A 15,787-nucleotide genomic window follows, 5' to 3' on the forward strand; every position below is an offset into this window, starting at 1 on the left:
ATCAGCTCTGCAACAGCACCGGTACGAACACCCTCCCGGGCTGTTCGGCGACACGCCCGGCCAGGCATTCTTGGGCACATGAGTGACTGGGACGGGTTGAGCGGCGAGCAGGACGAGCGCGGCCGCCGCGATGACGGGTACGGACGCGGCAGCGGCCAGGCGCAGCCGGAGGGCGCGCAGCGGATGCGGCACGTCCGGCGGCCCGGCCCGCAGGCGGCCCGCCAGCAGCCGCCGCAGCCCCCGCAGCAGCCCCGTCGGCCGGTGCAGCCGCCCGCGGGACCCGGCGGTCCGGCCCGGCCGGCGTACGTGCCCGGGCAGCAGGACGGCTCGTTCGACAGCGGCTACAACACCGGCCAGGTCTACGGAACGCCCGCGGGCGGCGGCCACGGCGGTCCGCCGAGGCCGCCGGCGGGGCCGCGCGGGACCGGGCCGGGCGGCGGCCCCGTCCCCGTCCGGGTCGTCGTGGACTGGCGCAAGCGGATCAAGATCGGGTCGATCGTGCTGGTCACGGGCCTGCTGGTGACGGGTGTCGGCACGTACTTCTGGGCCGACTCCAACGTGCGCCGCGAGGTCGACCTCTCCCAGGTCATCGAGCGCCCGAAGGAGGGCGACTGCACGACCTACCTGATCGTGGGCTCCGACAGCCGCGAGGGCATGACCGCCGAGGAGAAGCAGAAGCTCCACACGGGCTCGGCCGAGGGCAAGCGGACCGACTCGATGATGATCCTGGCGAAGTGCTCCAGCGGGAACACGATGATCTCGCTGCCGCGCGACTCGGACGTGGAGATCCCCTCCTTCGTCGGCTCGGATTCGGGCAAGAAGTTCCCCGCGCAGGGGCGGCGGGTCAAGCTGAACGCGGCGTACGCCGAGGACGGCCCCGAGCTGCTGGTGCGAACGGTGGAGTTCAACACCGGCCTGCGCATCGACCACTACGCGGAGATCGGCTTCGCCGGCTTCGCGAACATCGTGGACGCGCTGGGCGGGGTGGAGCTGAACATCGAGAAGGGGTTCAAGGACGAGAAGTCCGGGGCCGACTTCAAGGAGGGCACGCAGACGCTGAACGGCGAGCAGTCGCTGGCCTACGTACGCACCCGGTACGCCTTCGCCGAGTCGGACCTGCAGCGGACCAAGAACCAGCAGAAGTTCCTGTCGGCGCTGGCGAGCCAGGCGGCGACGCCCTCGTCGGTCATGAACCCGTTCACGCTCTACCCGGTGCTGGGCGCGGGCCTGGACACGCTGATCGTGGACAAGGACATGTCGCTGTGGGACATGGGCCAGATGTTCTTCGCGATGAAGGGCATCAACGGCGGTGACGGCGTCTCGATGAACATGCCGATCTCCGGGCAGCGCGGCGGCAACCTCGTCTGGGACAAGGCGAAGGTGCAGCAGCTGGTCCAGCAGATCCAGAAGGACGAGAAGGTCACCGTCCGCGGGAACTGACGGGGCGCCGGGGGCCGGCCCCTGTGACGGGGCCGCCCGGCAGGGGCCTCAGCGGTCCGAGGAGAAGCGGACCGCGGCGGCGGGCACCCGGGCCTCGCACCACACCCGCACGCCGGCGCGCAGCTCGTTGTCGGCCCCGACGTCGGCTCCGTCGCCGATGACCGCGCCGTCCAGCACGGTGCGCGCGCCGACCGAGGCGTTCTCGCCGATGAGGCTGGCGCTCACCCGGGTGTCCGGGCCCACGCTGGCGCCGGCGAGCACGATGGAGCCCTCGACGACCGCTCCGGCCCCGATGGTGGCGCCGGCTCCGACGACGGTGCCGCCCGAGAGCACGGCGCATTCGGCCACTTCGGCGCCCGGGAGGACCAGGGCCTCGCCGCGGGGGCCGGGGACGGCCGGGGAGGAGACGACGCCGCGCACGAGGTCGGCGGAGGCCTGGACGAAGGCCTCGGGCTTGCCGAGGTCCAGCCAGTAGGTGTTCTCGGTGACGCCCTGCAGCCTGGCGCCGGAGGCGAGCAGGCCGGGGAAGGTCTCGCGCTCGACGGAGACGGAGCGGCCGGCCGGGATGGTGTCGATCACGCTGCGGCGGAAGACGTAGCAGCCGGCGTTGATCTGGTCGGTGGTGATCTCCTCGGGGGTCTGCGGCTTCTCGGTGAAGGCCAGCACCCGCCCCTCGGAGTCGGTGGGGACCAGGCCGAAGGCGCGCGGGTCCGCGACCCGCACCAGGTGCAGGGAGACGTCGGCGTCGGCCGCCTTGTGGGACTCGACCAGGCCGGCGATGTCCAGGCCGGTGAGGATGTCGCCGTTGAAGACGAGGACCGGGTCGTCCGGGCCGCCCGTCAGCCGCTCGGCGGCGTTGCGGATGGCTCCGCCGGTGCCCAGGGGCTCGTCCTCGACGACGTACTCGAGGGTGAGGCCGAAGGCGGCGCCGTCCCCGAAGTAGGGCTCGAAGACCTCGGCGAGGTAGCAGGTGGCCATCACGATGTGTGTGACACCGGCGGCGGCGGCCCTGGCTATCTGGTGCGCGAGGAAGGGAACACCCGCGGCCGGAACCATCGGCTTGGGGGTGTTCACGGTGACGGGGCGCAGACGCGTCCCCTGCCCGCCGACCAGCAGGATCGCTTCCGTCATGAGCTTTCTCCCCAACCGGTTCCGGGCGTACGAGGTCCAAAGCTAGCCCATCCGGGGGACCCCCAACGGCCCGAGGCGGCCCTTGTCGGGGCCGCCCCGGGCAACACTGCCCGTTACGGCAGGTTCCGTGCCATGACGATCCGCTGGATCTGGTTCGTGCCTTCGTAAATCTGGGTGATCTTCGCATCGCGCATCATTCGCTCCACCGGGTAGTCCCGCGTGTAGCCGTAGCCGCCGAGCAGCTGGACCGCGTCGGTGGTGACCTCCATGGCCACGTCCGAGGCGAAGCACTTGGCCGCGGCGCCGAAGAAGGTCAGGTCCTCGTGGGGGCCGCCGGAGGAGACGCGCTCCGAGCGGGCGGCCGCCGAGTAGGTCAGCTGGCGGGCGGCCTCGATCTTCATGGCCATGTCCGCGAGCATGAACTGCACGCCCTGGAAGTCGCCGATCGGCTTGCCGAACTGCTTGCGCTCCTGGACGTAGCCCTTGGCGTAGTCCAGGGCGCCCTGCGCGATGCCGAGCGCCTGGGCGGCGATCGTGATGCGGGTGTGGTCGAGGGTCTTCATCGCGGTGGCGAATCCGGTGCCCTCGGCGCCGATCATGCGGTCGGCGGGGATGCGGACGTTGTCGAGGTAGACCTCGCGCGTCGGGGATCCCTTGATGCCGAGCTTCTTCTCGGGCGCGCCGAAGGAGACGCCCTCGTCGGACTTCTCGACCACGAAGGCCGAGATCCCCTTGGAGCGCTTCTCCGGATCGGTGACGGCCATGACCGTGTAGTACTCGGAGACGCCCGCGTTGGTGATCCAGCGCTTGACGCCGTTGAGCACCCAGAAGTCCCCGTCGCGCACGGCGCGGGTCTTCATGCCGGCGGCGTCGGAGCCCGCGTCGGGCTCGGAGAGCGCGTACGAGAACATCGCGTCGCCCTTGGCGAGGGGGCCGAGGTACTTGGCCTTGAGCTCCTCGGATCCGGAGAGGATCACCGGGAGCGAGCCGAGCTTGTTGACCGCCGGGATGAGGGAGGAGGAGGCGCAGACGCGGGCCACTTCCTCGATCACGATCACGGTGGCGAGGGCGTCGGCGCCCGCGCCGCCGTAGGTCTCGGGCACGTGGACGGCGTGCAGGTCGCTGGCGACCAGGGCGTCGAGTGCCTCCTGCGGGAAGCGGGACTCCTCGTCGACCGCGGCGGCGAAGGGCATGATCTTCGCCTCGGCGAGCGCGCGGACGGACTCGCGGAGCATGTCGTGCTCCTCGGCCGGGCGGTACAGGTCGAAGTCGGCAGAACCCGCCAAGATCTCTCACTCCCCAGGTGGTGCGTGGTGTTAACTACCGTTAAGTAGCCCCAGCTTAGTGTCCGGCCGCCGACCGCGTCACGGGCGTCGCACGTGAGTTGCGTGACAGCTGTGGTGACGGCCGGGGCGTCCGGCCCGATGCCCGCCCGGGGCCCGCCCGACGCCGGGGGCCGTCGCCGGAATGCATCCCCGGCCGTGCGCGCGACTATGCTCGGTTGCCGCAAACGGCCCCGCACCTCCAGGAGCACCCATGGCCCCCCTCAAGATCACTGTGATCGGCACCGGATACCTCGGCGCGACGCACGCCGCGGCCATGGCCGAGCTGGGGTTCGAGGTGCTCGGGCTGGACGTGGTGCCGGAGAAGATCGAGATGCTGGCCTCCGGCCGCGTGCCCATGTACGAACCGGGGCTGGAGGAACTGCTGCGCACGCACGTGGCCGGGCTGCCCGGCTCCACGGGCCGGCTGCGCTTCACCACCTCGTGGGAGGAGGTCGGCGCCTTCGGCGACGTCCACTTCGTCTGCGTGAACACCCCGCAGAAGCACGGCGAGTACGCCTGCGACATGAGCTACGTCGACTCCGCCGTGGAATCGCTCGCCCCGCACCTGACCCGGCCCGCCCTGGTCGTCGGCAAGTCCACGGTGCCCGTCGGATCCGCCGAGCGCCTCGCCGCCAAGCTGACCGCGCTCGCCCCGGCGGGCGAGGACGTCGAGCTCGCGTGGAACCCGGAGTTCCTGCGCGAGGGCTTCGCCGTCCAGGACACCCTGCACCCGGACCGGATCGTCATCGGCGTCGACGGCGAGCGCGCCGAGAAGCTCCTGCGGGAGGTCTACGCGACCCCCATGGGGGAGGGCACCCCGCTGGTCGTCACCGACTTCCCCACCGCCGAGCTGGTCAAGACCGCCGCCAACTCCTTCCTCGCCACGAAGATCTCCTTCATCAACGCGATGGCCGAGGTCTGCGAGGCCGCCGGCGGCGACGTGCTGAAGCTGGCCGAGGCCATCGGGTACGACGAGCGGATCGGGAAGAAGTTCCTGCGCGCCGGCATCGGCTTCGGCGGCGGCTGCCTGCCCAAGGACATCCGCGCGTTCATGGCCCGGGCCGGCGAGCTGGGCGCCGACCAGGCCCTGACCTTCCTGCGCGAGGTGGACTCCATCAACATGCGCCGCCGCGGCCACATGGTGGAGCTGGCCCGCGAGGCCGTGGGCGGCTCGTTCCTCGGCAAGCGCGTCGCCGTGCTCGGCGCCACCTTCAAGCCCGACTCCGACGACGTCCGCGACTCCCCCGCCCTGAACGTCGCCGGGCAGATCCACCTCCAGGGCGGCCAGGTCACCGTCTACGACCCCAAGGGCATGGACAACGCCCGCCGCGTCTTCCCCACCCTCGGCTACGCCGGCTCCGCCCTGGAGGCGGCCCGCGGCGCCGAGGTCGTCCTGCACCTCACCGAATGGCGCGAGTTCCGCGACCTCGACCCCGCCGACCTCGGCGAGGTCGTCACCGACCGCCTCGTCCTCGACGGCCGCAACGCGCTGGACCCGGCCCGCTGGCGCGCGGCGGGCTGGACCTACCGCGCCATGGGCCGCCCCCGCGCCTGAGCCGTACCGGCGTACGCCAGTACGACCGCACCACCGCACGCCGCGGAATGTCCGGCCCCGCATCTCGTCACCGGATTGTTGGCCATAGCCACGCGGGCCGTGCGCAATGGATCGCTAGACTCACCGCCGATGACCAGTACGAGCACGAGCAGCCCTGTCCGCCCCACCGCAGGCGCGCCGGGGCCGGCCCCGCGTGCCGGGCGGGGCTCCGTCGACTCCGCCCTCCGCGGCCGCGCCGGCCACCTGGCCATGGCGGGCTTCTGGCTGGCCACGCGGACCCTGATGGTGGTCCTCCTCGTGGTGAACCTGCACGGCACGTCCTCCGTGCGCGTGGAGATCACCCAGACGTACAACAACTGGTACGACGTCCTCGTGACGGGCACGATGCCGCACGACGACGTCATGTGGCAGTACCCGCCGGCCGCCGCGGCGATCTTCCTGTCGCCCGACCTGCTGCCCTTCCTCAGCTACTTCCAGGCCTTCGTCGCCCTGACCGTCATCTGCGACGCGCTCATCGCCGTGGGCCTGGTCCGCGCCGCCCGCCGCAGCGACGGCAGCATGGCCGGCGCGGTGCTGTGGCTGACGACGCTGCCGCTGCTGCTGTCGCTGCCCTTCGGGCGCTACGACCTGCAGGTCACGCTGCTCGCCGTGGGCTCGCTGCTGTGCCTGCGCTTTCGCCGCAAGCTCGGCGGCGTCCTCGCCGGCATCGGCGCGCTGGTCAAGGTGTGGCCGCTGCTCGCCTTGATCGGGACCCCGCGCGGCCGGACCACCCGCGACGCGGTCGTCTCCGCCGTGGCGTCCGCGGCCGTGCTCCTCGCGGTCCTCGCGCTGTTCTTCCGCGACACCCTCGGCTTCCTGGGCAACCAGGGCAACCGCGGCATCCAGGTCGAGTCGCTGGGCGGCTCGGCCCTGATGTTCGGCAAGCTCATCGGCGCCTGGTCCGGGAAGATCGAGGTCCGCTACGGCGCCTACGAGTACCTGGGCCCGTACGTCTCCAGCGTCGCCATGCTCTCCGTCGCCCTCACGGTCGTCGGGTTCGGCTGGCTGCTGCTGTGGCGGGTGAAGGCCCGGCGCTGGTCGACCGCGACCCCGCTGGACGCCGCACTGTGCGCCATCCTCGTCTTCACCATCACCAGCCGCGTGCTCAGCCCGCAGTACCTGATCTGGCTGGTCGGCCTCGCCGCCGTCTGCCTGACCTGCCGGCACACCACGCAGCGGCCGGTGGCCTGGCTGATCGTCGCCGCCACGGCGCTGAGCACGGCGATCTACCCGCTGACCTACGGCTCGGAGATCCTCCCGGGCACCGGCTTCGGCACCTTCCTGCTGTGCGTGCGCAACGGCGTGCTGGGCTACGCCGCCGTCCTGTCCTGCGCCCGCCTGTGGCGGGCGAGCGTCACGTCCGACGGTGCTGCGCGGCCCGCGCGGTGAACTCCGCGTCCCGCACCACCCGCTGGGCGTTGCCCCAGGTGAGCAGGGCCAGATCGGCCTCCGGCCAGCCCCGGTCCAGCAGTTCGGCGATCAGCCGCGGATAGCCCGAGGGATCGGTCAGGCCCGCCGGCCGCGGGGTGCCCAGCTCGGCGCCGAAGCCCGCGCCCAGGCCCACGCAGTGCGGACCCGCGACGGCCCGTACGTGGTCCACGTGGTCGGCGACCGCGTGCAGGGAGTCCCCGGTGAGCGCGGTGTCGAAGCTGACCATCGCCAGGCCGTCCGCCGCGCCCAGCGCGAGCAGCACCTCGTCCGTGACGTTGTCGGGGTGCGGATTGAGCGCGGCCGCCGCCGTGTGGGAGATGATCACCGGCGCCTTGGAGGCCGCGGCGAGCTGGCAGGCCGCCGCCGGCGGGCAGCCGGTGAGGTCGAGGAGCATCGCCAGCCGGTTCGTCTCGCGCACCACCTCGTGGCCGAAGGCCGTCAGGCCCTCCATGGCCCACGCGGCTCCGGCCGGCGCGAGGATCCGTACGCCCAGTGCGTGGAAGGCGCGCAGGGTGGCGAGCGAGTCCGTCAGCGTGCGGCCGGGTACGGGGCCCAGGAACGAGGCGATGCGCCCCCGGTTGCGGGCGTCCGCCAGGTCGTCGGCGTTCAGCGCGAGGCACAGGCTGTCGGGGTAGCGGCGCATCAGGGCCAGCGCCACGTCGATCTGTTCGAGGGTGTCGGACACCACCTGGTCGGGGGCCGCGGCCTCGCGCGGTGTGAGCAGCGACCAGAACTGGGCGCCCACTCCCCCGGCGCGCAGCCGCGGGATGTCGGTGTCGACGCCCGAGTCGGGGGTGTCGATGTCGTGGTACGGGCTCTGGCGCAGGGTCCAGACCAGGGTGTTGCACCCGTCCGCCACGGGGTGGACGGACAGCAGCGCGGCGGCCCGGTCCAGGGCGCCCGGCAGCAGGGCTGCGGGAGTGTCCTCGGCTCCGAGGGAGCCCGGGCCCACGGGGGTCGCCGGGCTCGTTTGCGGTTCGTCCTGAAGGTCGGCCATGACGTTCGCTCCGGTCTCGGCGGCTGTGCTCGTACGGGAAGCAGCGGGGAGAGAAGCAGGGAGATGTGGCCACCGTGACACGTGGGACGCCGGAGGCGCCCGGCGGATGTGGCGTTCGGGTGTAACCCGCAGGTCGCACCCGGTTCGCCGGCTCCGCCGGGCGGACCGGTCAGGCGGTCGGGAGCACGGTCGGGAGCACCGCGTTGGACGGGCCCCGGGAGGCCGACTCCGCGCGCGCCACGTCCTCGGCGTCGCGCAGCACCCGTACCGCGTTCGACCAGGTCAGCTTGGCCAGGTCGGCCTTGGACCAGCGGCGCGCCAGCAGCTCGGCGACCAGGTTCGGGTAACCGGCCACGTCGTCGAGCCCGGCCGGGGTGAAGGCGGTGCCGTCGTAGTCCCCGCCGATGCCGATGTGGTCGACGCCGGCCACCTCGCGCATGTGGTCCAGGTGGTCGGCGACCGTGGCGGCCGTGGCCACCGGGCGCGGGCGCCCGGCCTCGAAGGCGCGGTGCAGCTCCATCGCCGCGGGGGTGGTGTCGAGGTGGTGGTGGCCGTGCGCCCGCAGGTTCTCGTCGGCCGCCAGGGTCCACTCGACGGCCGCCGGGAGGATGAACTTCGGCACGAACGTGGCCATCGCGACCCCGCCGTTGGCCGGCAGCAGCGCCAGCACGTCGTCGGGGACGTTGCGCACGTGGTCGCAGACCGCCCGGGCGGAGGAGTGCGAGAAGACCACCGGCGCGGCCGAGACGGCGAGCGCGTCGCGCATGGTGGTCGCGGCGACGTGCGAGAGGTCGACGAGCATGCCGATCCGGTTCATCTCGCGGACGACCTCGCGGCCGAAGTCGCTCAGGCCGCCGTGCCGGGGCTCGTCGGTCGCCGAGTCCGCCCAGTCGATGGTGTCGTTGTGCGTGAGCGTCATGTACCGCACGCCGAGCTGGTGCAGGGCGCGCAGGGTGGCGAGCGAGTTGTTGATGGAGTGCCCGCCCTCGGCGCCCATCAGCGAGGCGATCCGGCCCTCGGCGCGGGCCGCCTCCATGTCGTCGGCCGTCAGCGCCCGCACCAGGTCGCGCGGGTAACGGTCGATCAGCTGGGCGACGGCGTCGATCTGCTCCAGGGTGGCGCTGACCGCCTCGTCGCCCGCGTAGTCGGAGCGCACGTAGACGGACCAGAACTGCGCGCCGACCCCGCCGGCGCGCAGCCGGGGGATGTCGGTGTGCAGGTGGCCCTTCTGGTCGCGGGCGATGTCCCGGCGGTCCAGGTCGTAGCGCACGGTCTCGCGCAGCGCCCAGGGCAGGTCGTTGTGCCCGTCGACGACCGGGTGCTCGGCGAGCAGCTCGCGGGCCGCGTCCAGGTGCCGGGCGGCGTCCGCCGCGCCCGCGCCGTGGGCCGGGGTCACTTGCCGAATCCGAAGGAGTCCTGGCCCGCGACCTTCGTGCGCAGCCGCTTGCCCTTCTCGGTGGCCTGGTCGTTGAGGTCCTGCAGGAAGTCGTTGACCCGGCCCAGCAGCTCCGGGTCGTGCGCGGCCAGGATCCGTACGGCCAGCAGCCCGGCGTTGCGGGCGCCGCCGATCGAGACGGTGGCGACGGGAACCCCTGCGGGCATCTGGACGATCGACATGAGCGAGTCCATGCCGTCGAGGTACTTCAGCGGGACGGGTACGCCGATGACCGGCAGCGGGGTGACGGAAGCGAGCATGCCGGGCAGGGCGGCGGCCCCGCCCGCACCGGCGATGATCACCTTGAGGCCGCGGTCGGCGGCCTGCTCCCCGTACGCGATCATCTCGCGCGGCATCCGGTGGGCGGAGACCACGTCGACCTCGTAGGGGATCTCGAACTCGTCGAGGGCCTGTGCGGCGGCCTCCATGACGGACCAGTCGGAGTCCGAGCCCATGACGATGCCGATGACGGGAGCTGTTGCGGAGGTGCTCATGCGGTGATGGATCCTCTGAGATAGCCGGCTGCGTGACGTGCTCGCTCCAGCACATCGTCCAGGTCGTCGCCGTAGGTGTTGACGTGGCCGACCTTGCGGCCGGGTTTCACGTCCTTGCCGTACATGTGGATCTTCAGCTGGGGGTCGTGGGCCATGCAGTGCAGGTACGCCGCGTACATGTCGGGGTAGTCCCCGCCCAGGACGTTCGCCATGACCGTCCAGCGGGCGCGGGGGCGCGGGTCGCCCAGCGGCAGGTCGAGGACGGCCCGCACGTGGTTGGCGAACTGGGAGGTGACGGCGCCGTCCTGGGTCCAGTGGCCGCTGTTGTGCGGGCGCATGGCCAGTTCGTTGACCAGGATCCGGCCGTCGGCGGTCTCGAAGAGCTCCACGGCCAGGTGCCCGGTGACCCCGAGCTCCTTGGCGATGCGCAGGGCCAGGGCCTGGGCCTCGCCCGCCAGCGCCTCGGAGAGGTTGGGTGCGGGGGCGATCACCGTGTCGCAGACGCCGTCCACCTGGACGGACTCCACGACCGGGTAGGCCACCGCCTGGCCGTGCGGGGAGCGCACGATGTTGGCCGCGAGCTCGCGGACGTAGTCCACCTTCTCCTCGGCCAGGACGGGGACGCCCGCCTTGAACGGGGCCTCCGCGTCGGCCTGGCTGCGGACGAACCACACGCCCTTGCCGTCGTAGCCGCCGCGCACCGTCTTGAGGATGACGGGGAAGCCCCCGACCTCCTCGGCGAAGGCCGCCGCGTCCGCCGGATCGGCGACGATCCGGTGGCGGGGGCTGGGCGCGCCGATCTCGTCGAGCCGGGCACGCATCACCCCCTTGTCGGCGGCGTGCACCAACGCGTCGGGCCCCGGGCGGACGGGGATGCCGTCCGCTTCCAGGGCCCGCAGGTGCGCGATGGGCACGTGCTCGTGGTCGAAGGTGATCACGTCACAACCGCGCGCGAAGGCGCGCAGCGTCTCCAGGTCGCGATAGTCGCCGATGACGACGTCGCTCACGACCTGGGCCGCCGAGTCCTGTGGGGTGTCACTGAGGAGCTTGAATCTGATGCCGAGGGGGATACCCGCCTCGTGGGTCATGCGGGCGAGCTGTCCGCCGCCGACCATGCCGACTACCGGGAACGTCACTCCTCCAGGGTATCCGGCGGTATTCCGCCATCCGGACACGGCCCTGGCCGGTACCCGGTGGCGGGCGGGGCGAGTGTGCCGTGTGTCGCACGGCGTCCGAAGGCGCAGACGTACCAACGGGGTGACACTTAACATGAGCGGGCCGAAGCAGAACGCGTGACGCCTCATACGGGGGGCCCGAGGGACAGGACTGAAGCCTCTTATGAGCGAGCCGGAGAACGGATCTGCCCTCGACCGCGTGCGCGGACTCACGCGCGAGGTCGCGAGGTTCGGTGCCGTCGGCGGGCTGGGGGTCCTGGTCAACCTGGGCGTCTTCAACCTGATCAGGCACTTCACGGACCTGCAGGTGGTGCGCGCGAGCGTGATAGCCACCCTGGTGGCCATCACGACGAACTACCTGGGCTTCCGCTACTTCGCCTACCGGGACCGTGCCGACCGCACCGGGTCCGGGCGCACCCGCGAGCTGACCCTGTTCATCGCCTTCAGCGCGATCGGGCTGGTCATCGAGAACGGCATCCTGTTCACGGCCACCTACGGCTTCGGCTGGAACGCCCCGCTCGCCTCGAACTTCTTCAAGTTCTCCGGCATCGCCATCGCCACGGTGTTCCGCTTCTGGTCCTACCGGACCTGGGTCTTCAAGGCCCTGCCCGCTCCGGCCGCGTCATCGCTGGTCGTCGAGCAGCGCGACGGCCAGACCGGGGCCCCGGCGCGGACCCCGGAGACCGCCGCGAACTGACCGGCCGCGTCAGCGGACCGTGTCCCGCGACTCGGTGGGTTCCGGCGCGGTCCGGCTGAGGAACAGCGCGAACACCGGCGGCTGCGCCTGGAGCAGCTCCAGGCGGCCGCCGTCCGCCTCGGCGAGGTCCCGGGCGACCGCGAGGCCGATGCCCGTGGAGTTGCGGCCGCTGATGGCCCGCTCGAAGATCCGGTTGCCGAGGTCCGGCGGGACTCCGGGTCCCTCGTCCGTGACCTCCAGTACGGCCTGGTTGCCGATCACGCGGGTGCGCAGCGCCACGGTGCCGCCCCCGTGCATGAGGGAGTTCTCCACCAGGGTCGCCAGCACCTGCGAGACCGCGCCCGGGGTGCCCACGGCGCGGACGCCGATCTTGCCCGAGCGCACGACGGCCCGGCCGGCGCTGCGGTAGGCGGGCCGCCACTCCTCCAGCTGCTGTTTGACGACCTCGTCGAGGTCGAAGGGGACCGCGGAGCCCGTGCGGGGGTCCCGGGAGTTCGTCAGGAGCCGCTCGACGACGTCGGTGAGCCGCTCCACCTGGGTGAGGGCGATGGTGGCCTCTTCCCGGACGGTCTCCAGGTCGTCGGTGACGGTGATCTCCTCCAGCCGCATCGACAGGGCCGTCAGCGGGGTCCGCAGCTGGTGGGACGCGTCCGCGGCCAGCCTTCGCTCGGCGGTGAGCATCCGCCCGATCCGCTCGGCGCTGGAGTCCAGTACGTCGGCGACCCGGTCCAGCTCGGGGACCCCGTACCGCTTGTGCCGGGGCCGCGGGTCGCCGGATCCCAGCCGCTCGGCGGTCTCGGCGAGGTCGGTGAGCGGGGAGGCCAGCCGGTTGGCCTGGCGTACGGCGAGCAGGACGGCCGCCACGACGGCGAGCAGGGCCACGGCGCCGACGACGGCCAGGGTCCGCCCGACCTCCTTGGTGACGGTGGAGCGGGACTGCTCGACGACCACGACCTCGCCCTGTTCGCCGCGGGCCGTGCCCCGGATGACGCTCTCCTCGATCCGGCGGCCGACCTCGACCGGCTCGCGGCCGGGGACCGTGATCCGCGCGTAGCGGCCGGCGTCGAGCTGCTCGGCGAGCGCGTCGGCGTCGACGGGCCGCTTCTCCAGGACGCTGCCCTCGACGATGCCCACCAGCCGCAGCGCCTCGGACTCGATGCGGTCCTGGGCGCTGCTGGTGATGGTCCGGGTCTCCACGATGACCAGGGAGACCCCGAAGACGGCGATGACGACGAGCACCACGGCGAGCGTGGAGTTGATCAGACGGCGGCGCATGGCTTAGAGAATGCCCCACGGGGAGCGGACTCGGCCGCTCAGCTCTTCTCGAAGCGGAAACCGACTCCCCGCACGGTGGCGATGTAGCGGGGGTTCGCGGCGTCGTCCCCGAGCTTCTTGCGGAGCCAGGAGATGTGCATGTCGAGGGTCTTGGTGGAGGACCACCAGGTGGTGTCCCAGACCTCGCGCATCAGCTGGTCGCGGGTGACGACCCGGCCGGCGTCGCGCACGAGGACCCGCAGCAGGTCGAACTCCTTCGCCGTGAGCTGGAGCTCCTCCTCCCCCATCCACGCGCGGTGCGACTCGACGTCGATGCGCACCCCGTGGGTGGCGGGGGGCTGGGCGGACTCGGTGGCGCCGCGCCGCAGCAGGGCGCGGACCCGGGCCAGCAGCTCGGCGAGGCGGAAGGGCTTGGTCACGTAGTCGTCGGCGCCGGCGTCCAGGCCGACGACCGTGTCGACCTCGTCGGCCCGGGCGGTCAGGACCAGGATCGGGAAGCCGTGGCCCTCGGCGCGCAGCCGGCGCGCGACCTCCAGGCCGTCCATGCCCGGCAGCCCCAGGTCCAGGACGACGAGATCGACGCCGCCCTGCAGTCCCGCGTCCAGGGCGGTGGGGCCGTCCTCCCGGACCTCGACCTCGTACCCTTCCCGGCGCAGGGCGCGGGCCAGGGGTTCCGAGATGGATGCGTCGTCCTCGGCGAGCAGTACACGCGTCATGTGGGTGATGGTAGTCCGCGGCGGGTGAAAGAAGGGGCCCGCCTGCACACCCCTGCCGATCTGGTCTTATGAACGACTGACGGCCTTCGAAAGTACCCGGATGGTTCCACGCGAACCTGTGATCCATCTCTCAAGTGCTTTCATATGCGGCACTGTCGTGTCGTATGGTGTCGAGACGCCTGATGCACTATCTGAGAGACTTTCGGCCAATAACCAGCCGAAAGTCTCTATTTCTGTCCTGATCGGACAGGCACTGTGGTCGCACCCCCCCCACTTCGGGGCCGATGACAGTGAATGACCTATGGGCCGGGCCCTTCGCGCGATGAAGCGCGGCAGGGCGTGGATCCCGGTTACGGATGTTCCCTCGTCTCTCCGCCTGAGCGGAGCGAGGCCCCCGGGCGTGGGGCCGGGACAACCCGCCGCCGGTACCGGCCACCCCTCACCGGGCGCCGTTGAGCTCACGAAGCCGCGCGTCCCGAGCAAGCAAGGATCGACCATGGCTTCCAGCCTGACGAGGGACTCGGCGGACCCGTCCACCGAGAAGACCTTCTTCGGACACCCCCGTGGCCTGGCCACTCTGTTCATGACCGAGATGTGGGAGCGCTTCTCCTACTACGGCATGCGCGCCCTCCTCGTCGTCTACCTGATCTCGGGCGGCGTCGACGCCGCGACCGACAGCCAGGGCGGCGGCCTGGCCATGAAGACCGCCACGGCCACGGCCATCTACTCCATCTACGTGGCCATGGTCTACCTCATGGCCATGCCCGGTGGCTGGTTCGGTGACCGCGTCTGGGGCGCCCGCAAGACCGTCGCCATCGCCGGCGGCGTGATCATGGCGGGCCACTTCGCGCTGGCGATCCCCGGCCAGGCGATGTTCTTCGTCGGTCTGGCGCTGGTCGCGGCCGGTTCCGGTCTGCTGAAGGCCAACATCTCCACGATGGTCGGCCACCTCTACGACGGTCCGAAGGACCCTCGTCGTGACAGTGGCTTCACCCTCTTCTACGTGGGCATCAACCTCGGCGCCTTCGTCGCGCCGTTCGTCATCGGCACCGTCGGCCAGACCGTCAACTGGCACCTGGGCTTCGCCCTCGCCGGTGTCGGCATGGCGCTGGGCCTGGCGCAGTTCCTGCTGGGCAGCAAGCACCTGAGCCCCGTCAGCAGCCAGGTCCCGAACCCGCTGTCGGCGCAGGAGCGCAACGCGATCGTCGTCAAGGTCGCCGCGGTCGTCGGCGTCACGGCGCTGTTCTACGCGATCATCGGCTTCACCGGCGTCTTCACCCTGAACTGGGCGCTCGTCCCGCTGACCGTCGCGGGTCTGCTGATCCCGGTCGGCGTCCTGGTCCGCATCAAGCGCGACAAGGACCTCTCGGCCCCCGAGCAGTCGAAGATGAACGGCTACATCTGGTTCTTCGTCGCCGCGGCCGTCTTCTGGATGATCTACGACCAGGGTGGCTCCACGCTGGCCGCCTTCGCCGAGAAGAACACCGCCAACACGGTCTTCGGGTGGGACTTCCCCTCGACGTGGTTCCAGTCGCTGAACCCGCTCTTCGTGATGACGCTGGCCCCGATCTTCGCCTGGCTGTGGATCTGGCTGGCGCGCAAGAACCAGGAGCCGACGACCATCGTGAAGTTCGCGATGGCCCTCGTCCTGGTCGGCGGCTCGTTCTTCGTCTTCGTCGTCCCGATGGGCATGGCGAACGGCGGCACGCTGGTCAGCCCGATGTGGCTCGTCTCGATCTACATGATCCAGACGATCGCCGAGCTCTGCCTGTCCCCGGTCGGCCTGTCGGTCACCACCAAGATGGCGCCGCAGAAGTACGCGAGCCAGATGATGGGCGTCTGGTTCCTCGCCGTCACCGCCGGTGACTGCACCACCGGTCTGCTCTCGATCGCCGGGGTGGACCTGAACGGGACCGGGATCATCGGCATGCAGGCCGCGCTCGCGGCGCTGGCCGGCTTCGCGATCTACATGTACCGCAAGAAGGTCCAGACGATGATGGGCGACGTCCACTGACGCGTCCCGCCTCGTGGAACGGCCCGGCACACCGCATGGTGTGCCGGGCCGTTCCGTCGTTCC

At 71.4% G+C, this 15,787-nt stretch carries 13 protein-coding genes; 5 read left to right on the top strand and 8 right to left on the bottom strand.

All coding sequences use genetic code 11. From position 1 onward, the window contains the following. The first annotated feature begins 78 nt into the window (after positions 1–78). Positions 79–1,440, top strand: coding sequence for an LCP family protein (locus tag DRB96_RS22465; protein WP_112450077.1), 1,362 nt, complete (start codon positions 79–81; stop codon positions 1,438–1,440). Positions 1,441–1,488: 48 nt separating this feature from the next. Here the strand turns inward: DRB96_RS22465 and DRB96_RS22470 are convergent, their stop codons facing one another. Both DRB96_RS22470 and DRB96_RS22475 read right to left on the bottom strand, forming a co-directional pair. After that, positions 1,489–2,571: an NDP-sugar synthase gene (locus tag DRB96_RS22470; protein ID WP_112450078.1), complete on the bottom strand. Its 1,083-nt coding sequence runs from the start codon at positions 2,569–2,571 to the stop codon at positions 1,489–1,491. 113 nt (positions 2,572–2,684) lie between these two features. After that, on the bottom strand, positions 2,685–3,857 hold the full coding sequence (locus DRB96_RS22475) for an acyl-CoA dehydrogenase family protein (protein WP_112450079.1): 1,173 nt from the start codon (positions 3,855–3,857) through the stop codon (positions 2,685–2,687). Positions 3,858–4,107: 250 nt separating this feature from the next. Between DRB96_RS22475 and DRB96_RS22480 the strand changes: the two genes are divergently transcribed. Then, positions 4,108–5,451, top strand: coding sequence for a UDP-glucose/GDP-mannose dehydrogenase family protein (locus tag DRB96_RS22480; RefSeq protein WP_112450080.1), 1,344 nt, complete (start codon positions 4,108–4,110; stop codon positions 5,449–5,451). A 129-nt stretch (positions 5,452–5,580) separates the two neighbouring features. Beyond that, positions 5,581–6,879, top strand: coding sequence for a glycosyltransferase family 87 protein (locus DRB96_RS22485; protein WP_112450081.1), 1,299 nt, complete (start codon positions 5,581–5,583; stop codon positions 6,877–6,879). On the opposite strand, the gene DRB96_RS22490 is transcribed toward DRB96_RS22485, so the two are convergent. The 4 genes from DRB96_RS22490 to DRB96_RS22505 all read right to left on the bottom strand — a co-directional run bounded on the left by DRB96_RS22490 (position 6,845) and on the right by DRB96_RS22505 (position 10,983). Beyond that, complete coding sequence (locus DRB96_RS22490; protein WP_112450082.1) at positions 6,845–7,918, bottom strand: membrane dipeptidase; 1,074 nt, start codon at positions 7,916–7,918, stop codon at positions 6,845–6,847. The genes DRB96_RS22485 and DRB96_RS22490 overlap by 35 nt on opposite strands. A gap of 169 nt (positions 7,919–8,087) precedes the next feature. Beyond that, a complete protein-coding gene (locus DRB96_RS22495; protein WP_112453642.1) occupies positions 8,088–9,269 on the bottom strand; it encodes a dipeptidase in 1,182 nt (393 codons plus the stop codon). Positions 9,270–9,310: 41 nt separating this feature from the next. Then, entirely contained in the window at positions 9,311–9,847 is a 537-nt protein-coding gene (gene purE, locus DRB96_RS22500; RefSeq protein ID WP_112450083.1) for a 5-(carboxyamino)imidazole ribonucleotide mutase, read from the bottom strand. Further along, the gene (locus DRB96_RS22505) at positions 9,844–10,983 is read right to left on the bottom strand and encodes a 5-(carboxyamino)imidazole ribonucleotide synthase (RefSeq protein WP_112450084.1); all 1,140 of its coding nucleotides are present in this window, start codon (positions 10,981–10,983) and stop codon (positions 9,844–9,846) included. Before DRB96_RS22505 ends, purE begins: the two co-directional genes overlap by 4 nt. Before the next feature lie 202 nt (positions 10,984–11,185). Between DRB96_RS22505 and DRB96_RS22510 the strand changes: the two genes are divergently transcribed. After that, positions 11,186–11,719 carry a GtrA family protein gene (locus DRB96_RS22510; RefSeq protein WP_112450085.1) on the top strand — a complete coding sequence of 178 codons (534 nt, stop codon included), beginning with the start codon at positions 11,186–11,188 and terminating at the stop codon, positions 11,717–11,719. Positions 11,720–11,728: 9 nt separating this feature from the next. Here the strand turns inward: DRB96_RS22510 and DRB96_RS22515 are convergent, their stop codons facing one another. Together DRB96_RS22515 and DRB96_RS22520 are read right to left on the bottom strand one after the other, a co-directional pair. Next, positions 11,729–12,994 carry an ATP-binding protein gene (locus tag DRB96_RS22515; RefSeq protein ID WP_112450086.1) on the bottom strand — a complete coding sequence of 422 codons (1,266 nt, stop codon included), beginning with the start codon at positions 12,992–12,994 and terminating at the stop codon, positions 11,729–11,731. Between the two features lie 38 nt (positions 12,995–13,032). Next, positions 13,033–13,710, bottom strand: coding sequence for a response regulator transcription factor (locus DRB96_RS22520; protein ID WP_112450087.1), 678 nt, complete (start codon positions 13,708–13,710; stop codon positions 13,033–13,035). A gap of 496 nt (positions 13,711–14,206) precedes the next feature. Here DRB96_RS22520 and DRB96_RS22525 point away from each other — a divergent pair, with 496 nt between their 5' ends. Then, positions 14,207–15,724 carry an oligopeptide:H+ symporter gene (locus DRB96_RS22525; RefSeq protein ID WP_112450088.1) on the top strand — a complete coding sequence of 506 codons (1,518 nt, stop codon included), beginning with the start codon at positions 14,207–14,209 and terminating at the stop codon, positions 15,722–15,724. The last annotated feature ends 63 nt before the right edge of the window (positions 15,725–15,787 follow it).

Origin of the sequence: Streptomyces sp. ICC1 (assembly GCF_003287935.1) — a bacterium.
Taxonomy (GTDB): domain Bacteria; phylum Actinomycetota; class Actinomycetes; order Streptomycetales; family Streptomycetaceae; genus Streptomyces; species Streptomyces tritrimontium.

Coding starts and splice junctions, on each gene's coding strand:
- DRB96_RS22465 (WP_112450077.1), top strand. CDS start 79: ATGAGTGACTGGGACGGGTTGAGCGGCGAGCAGGACGAGCGCGGCCGC.
- DRB96_RS22470 (WP_112450078.1), bottom strand. CDS start 2,571: ATGACGGAAGCGATCCTGCTGGTCGGCGGGCAGGGGACGCGTCTGCGC.
- DRB96_RS22480 (WP_112450080.1), top strand. CDS start 4,108: ATGGCCCCCCTCAAGATCACTGTGATCGGCACCGGATACCTCGGCGCG.
- DRB96_RS22485 (WP_112450081.1), top strand. CDS start 5,581: ATGACCAGTACGAGCACGAGCAGCCCTGTCCGCCCCACCGCAGGCGCG.
- DRB96_RS22490 (WP_112450082.1), bottom strand. CDS start 7,918: ATGGCCGACCTTCAGGACGAACCGCAAACGAGCCCGGCGACCCCCGTG.
- purE (WP_112450083.1), bottom strand. CDS start 9,847: ATGAGCACCTCCGCAACAGCTCCCGTCATCGGCATCGTCATGGGCTCG.
- DRB96_RS22510 (WP_112450085.1), top strand. CDS start 11,186: ATGAGCGAGCCGGAGAACGGATCTGCCCTCGACCGCGTGCGCGGACTC.
- DRB96_RS22515 (WP_112450086.1), bottom strand. CDS start 12,994: ATGCGCCGCCGTCTGATCAACTCCACGCTCGCCGTGGTGCTCGTCGTC.
- DRB96_RS22520 (WP_112450087.1), bottom strand. CDS start 13,710: ATGACGCGTGTACTGCTCGCCGAGGACGACGCATCCATCTCGGAACCC.
- DRB96_RS22525 (WP_112450088.1), top strand. CDS start 14,207: ATGGCTTCCAGCCTGACGAGGGACTCGGCGGACCCGTCCACCGAGAAG.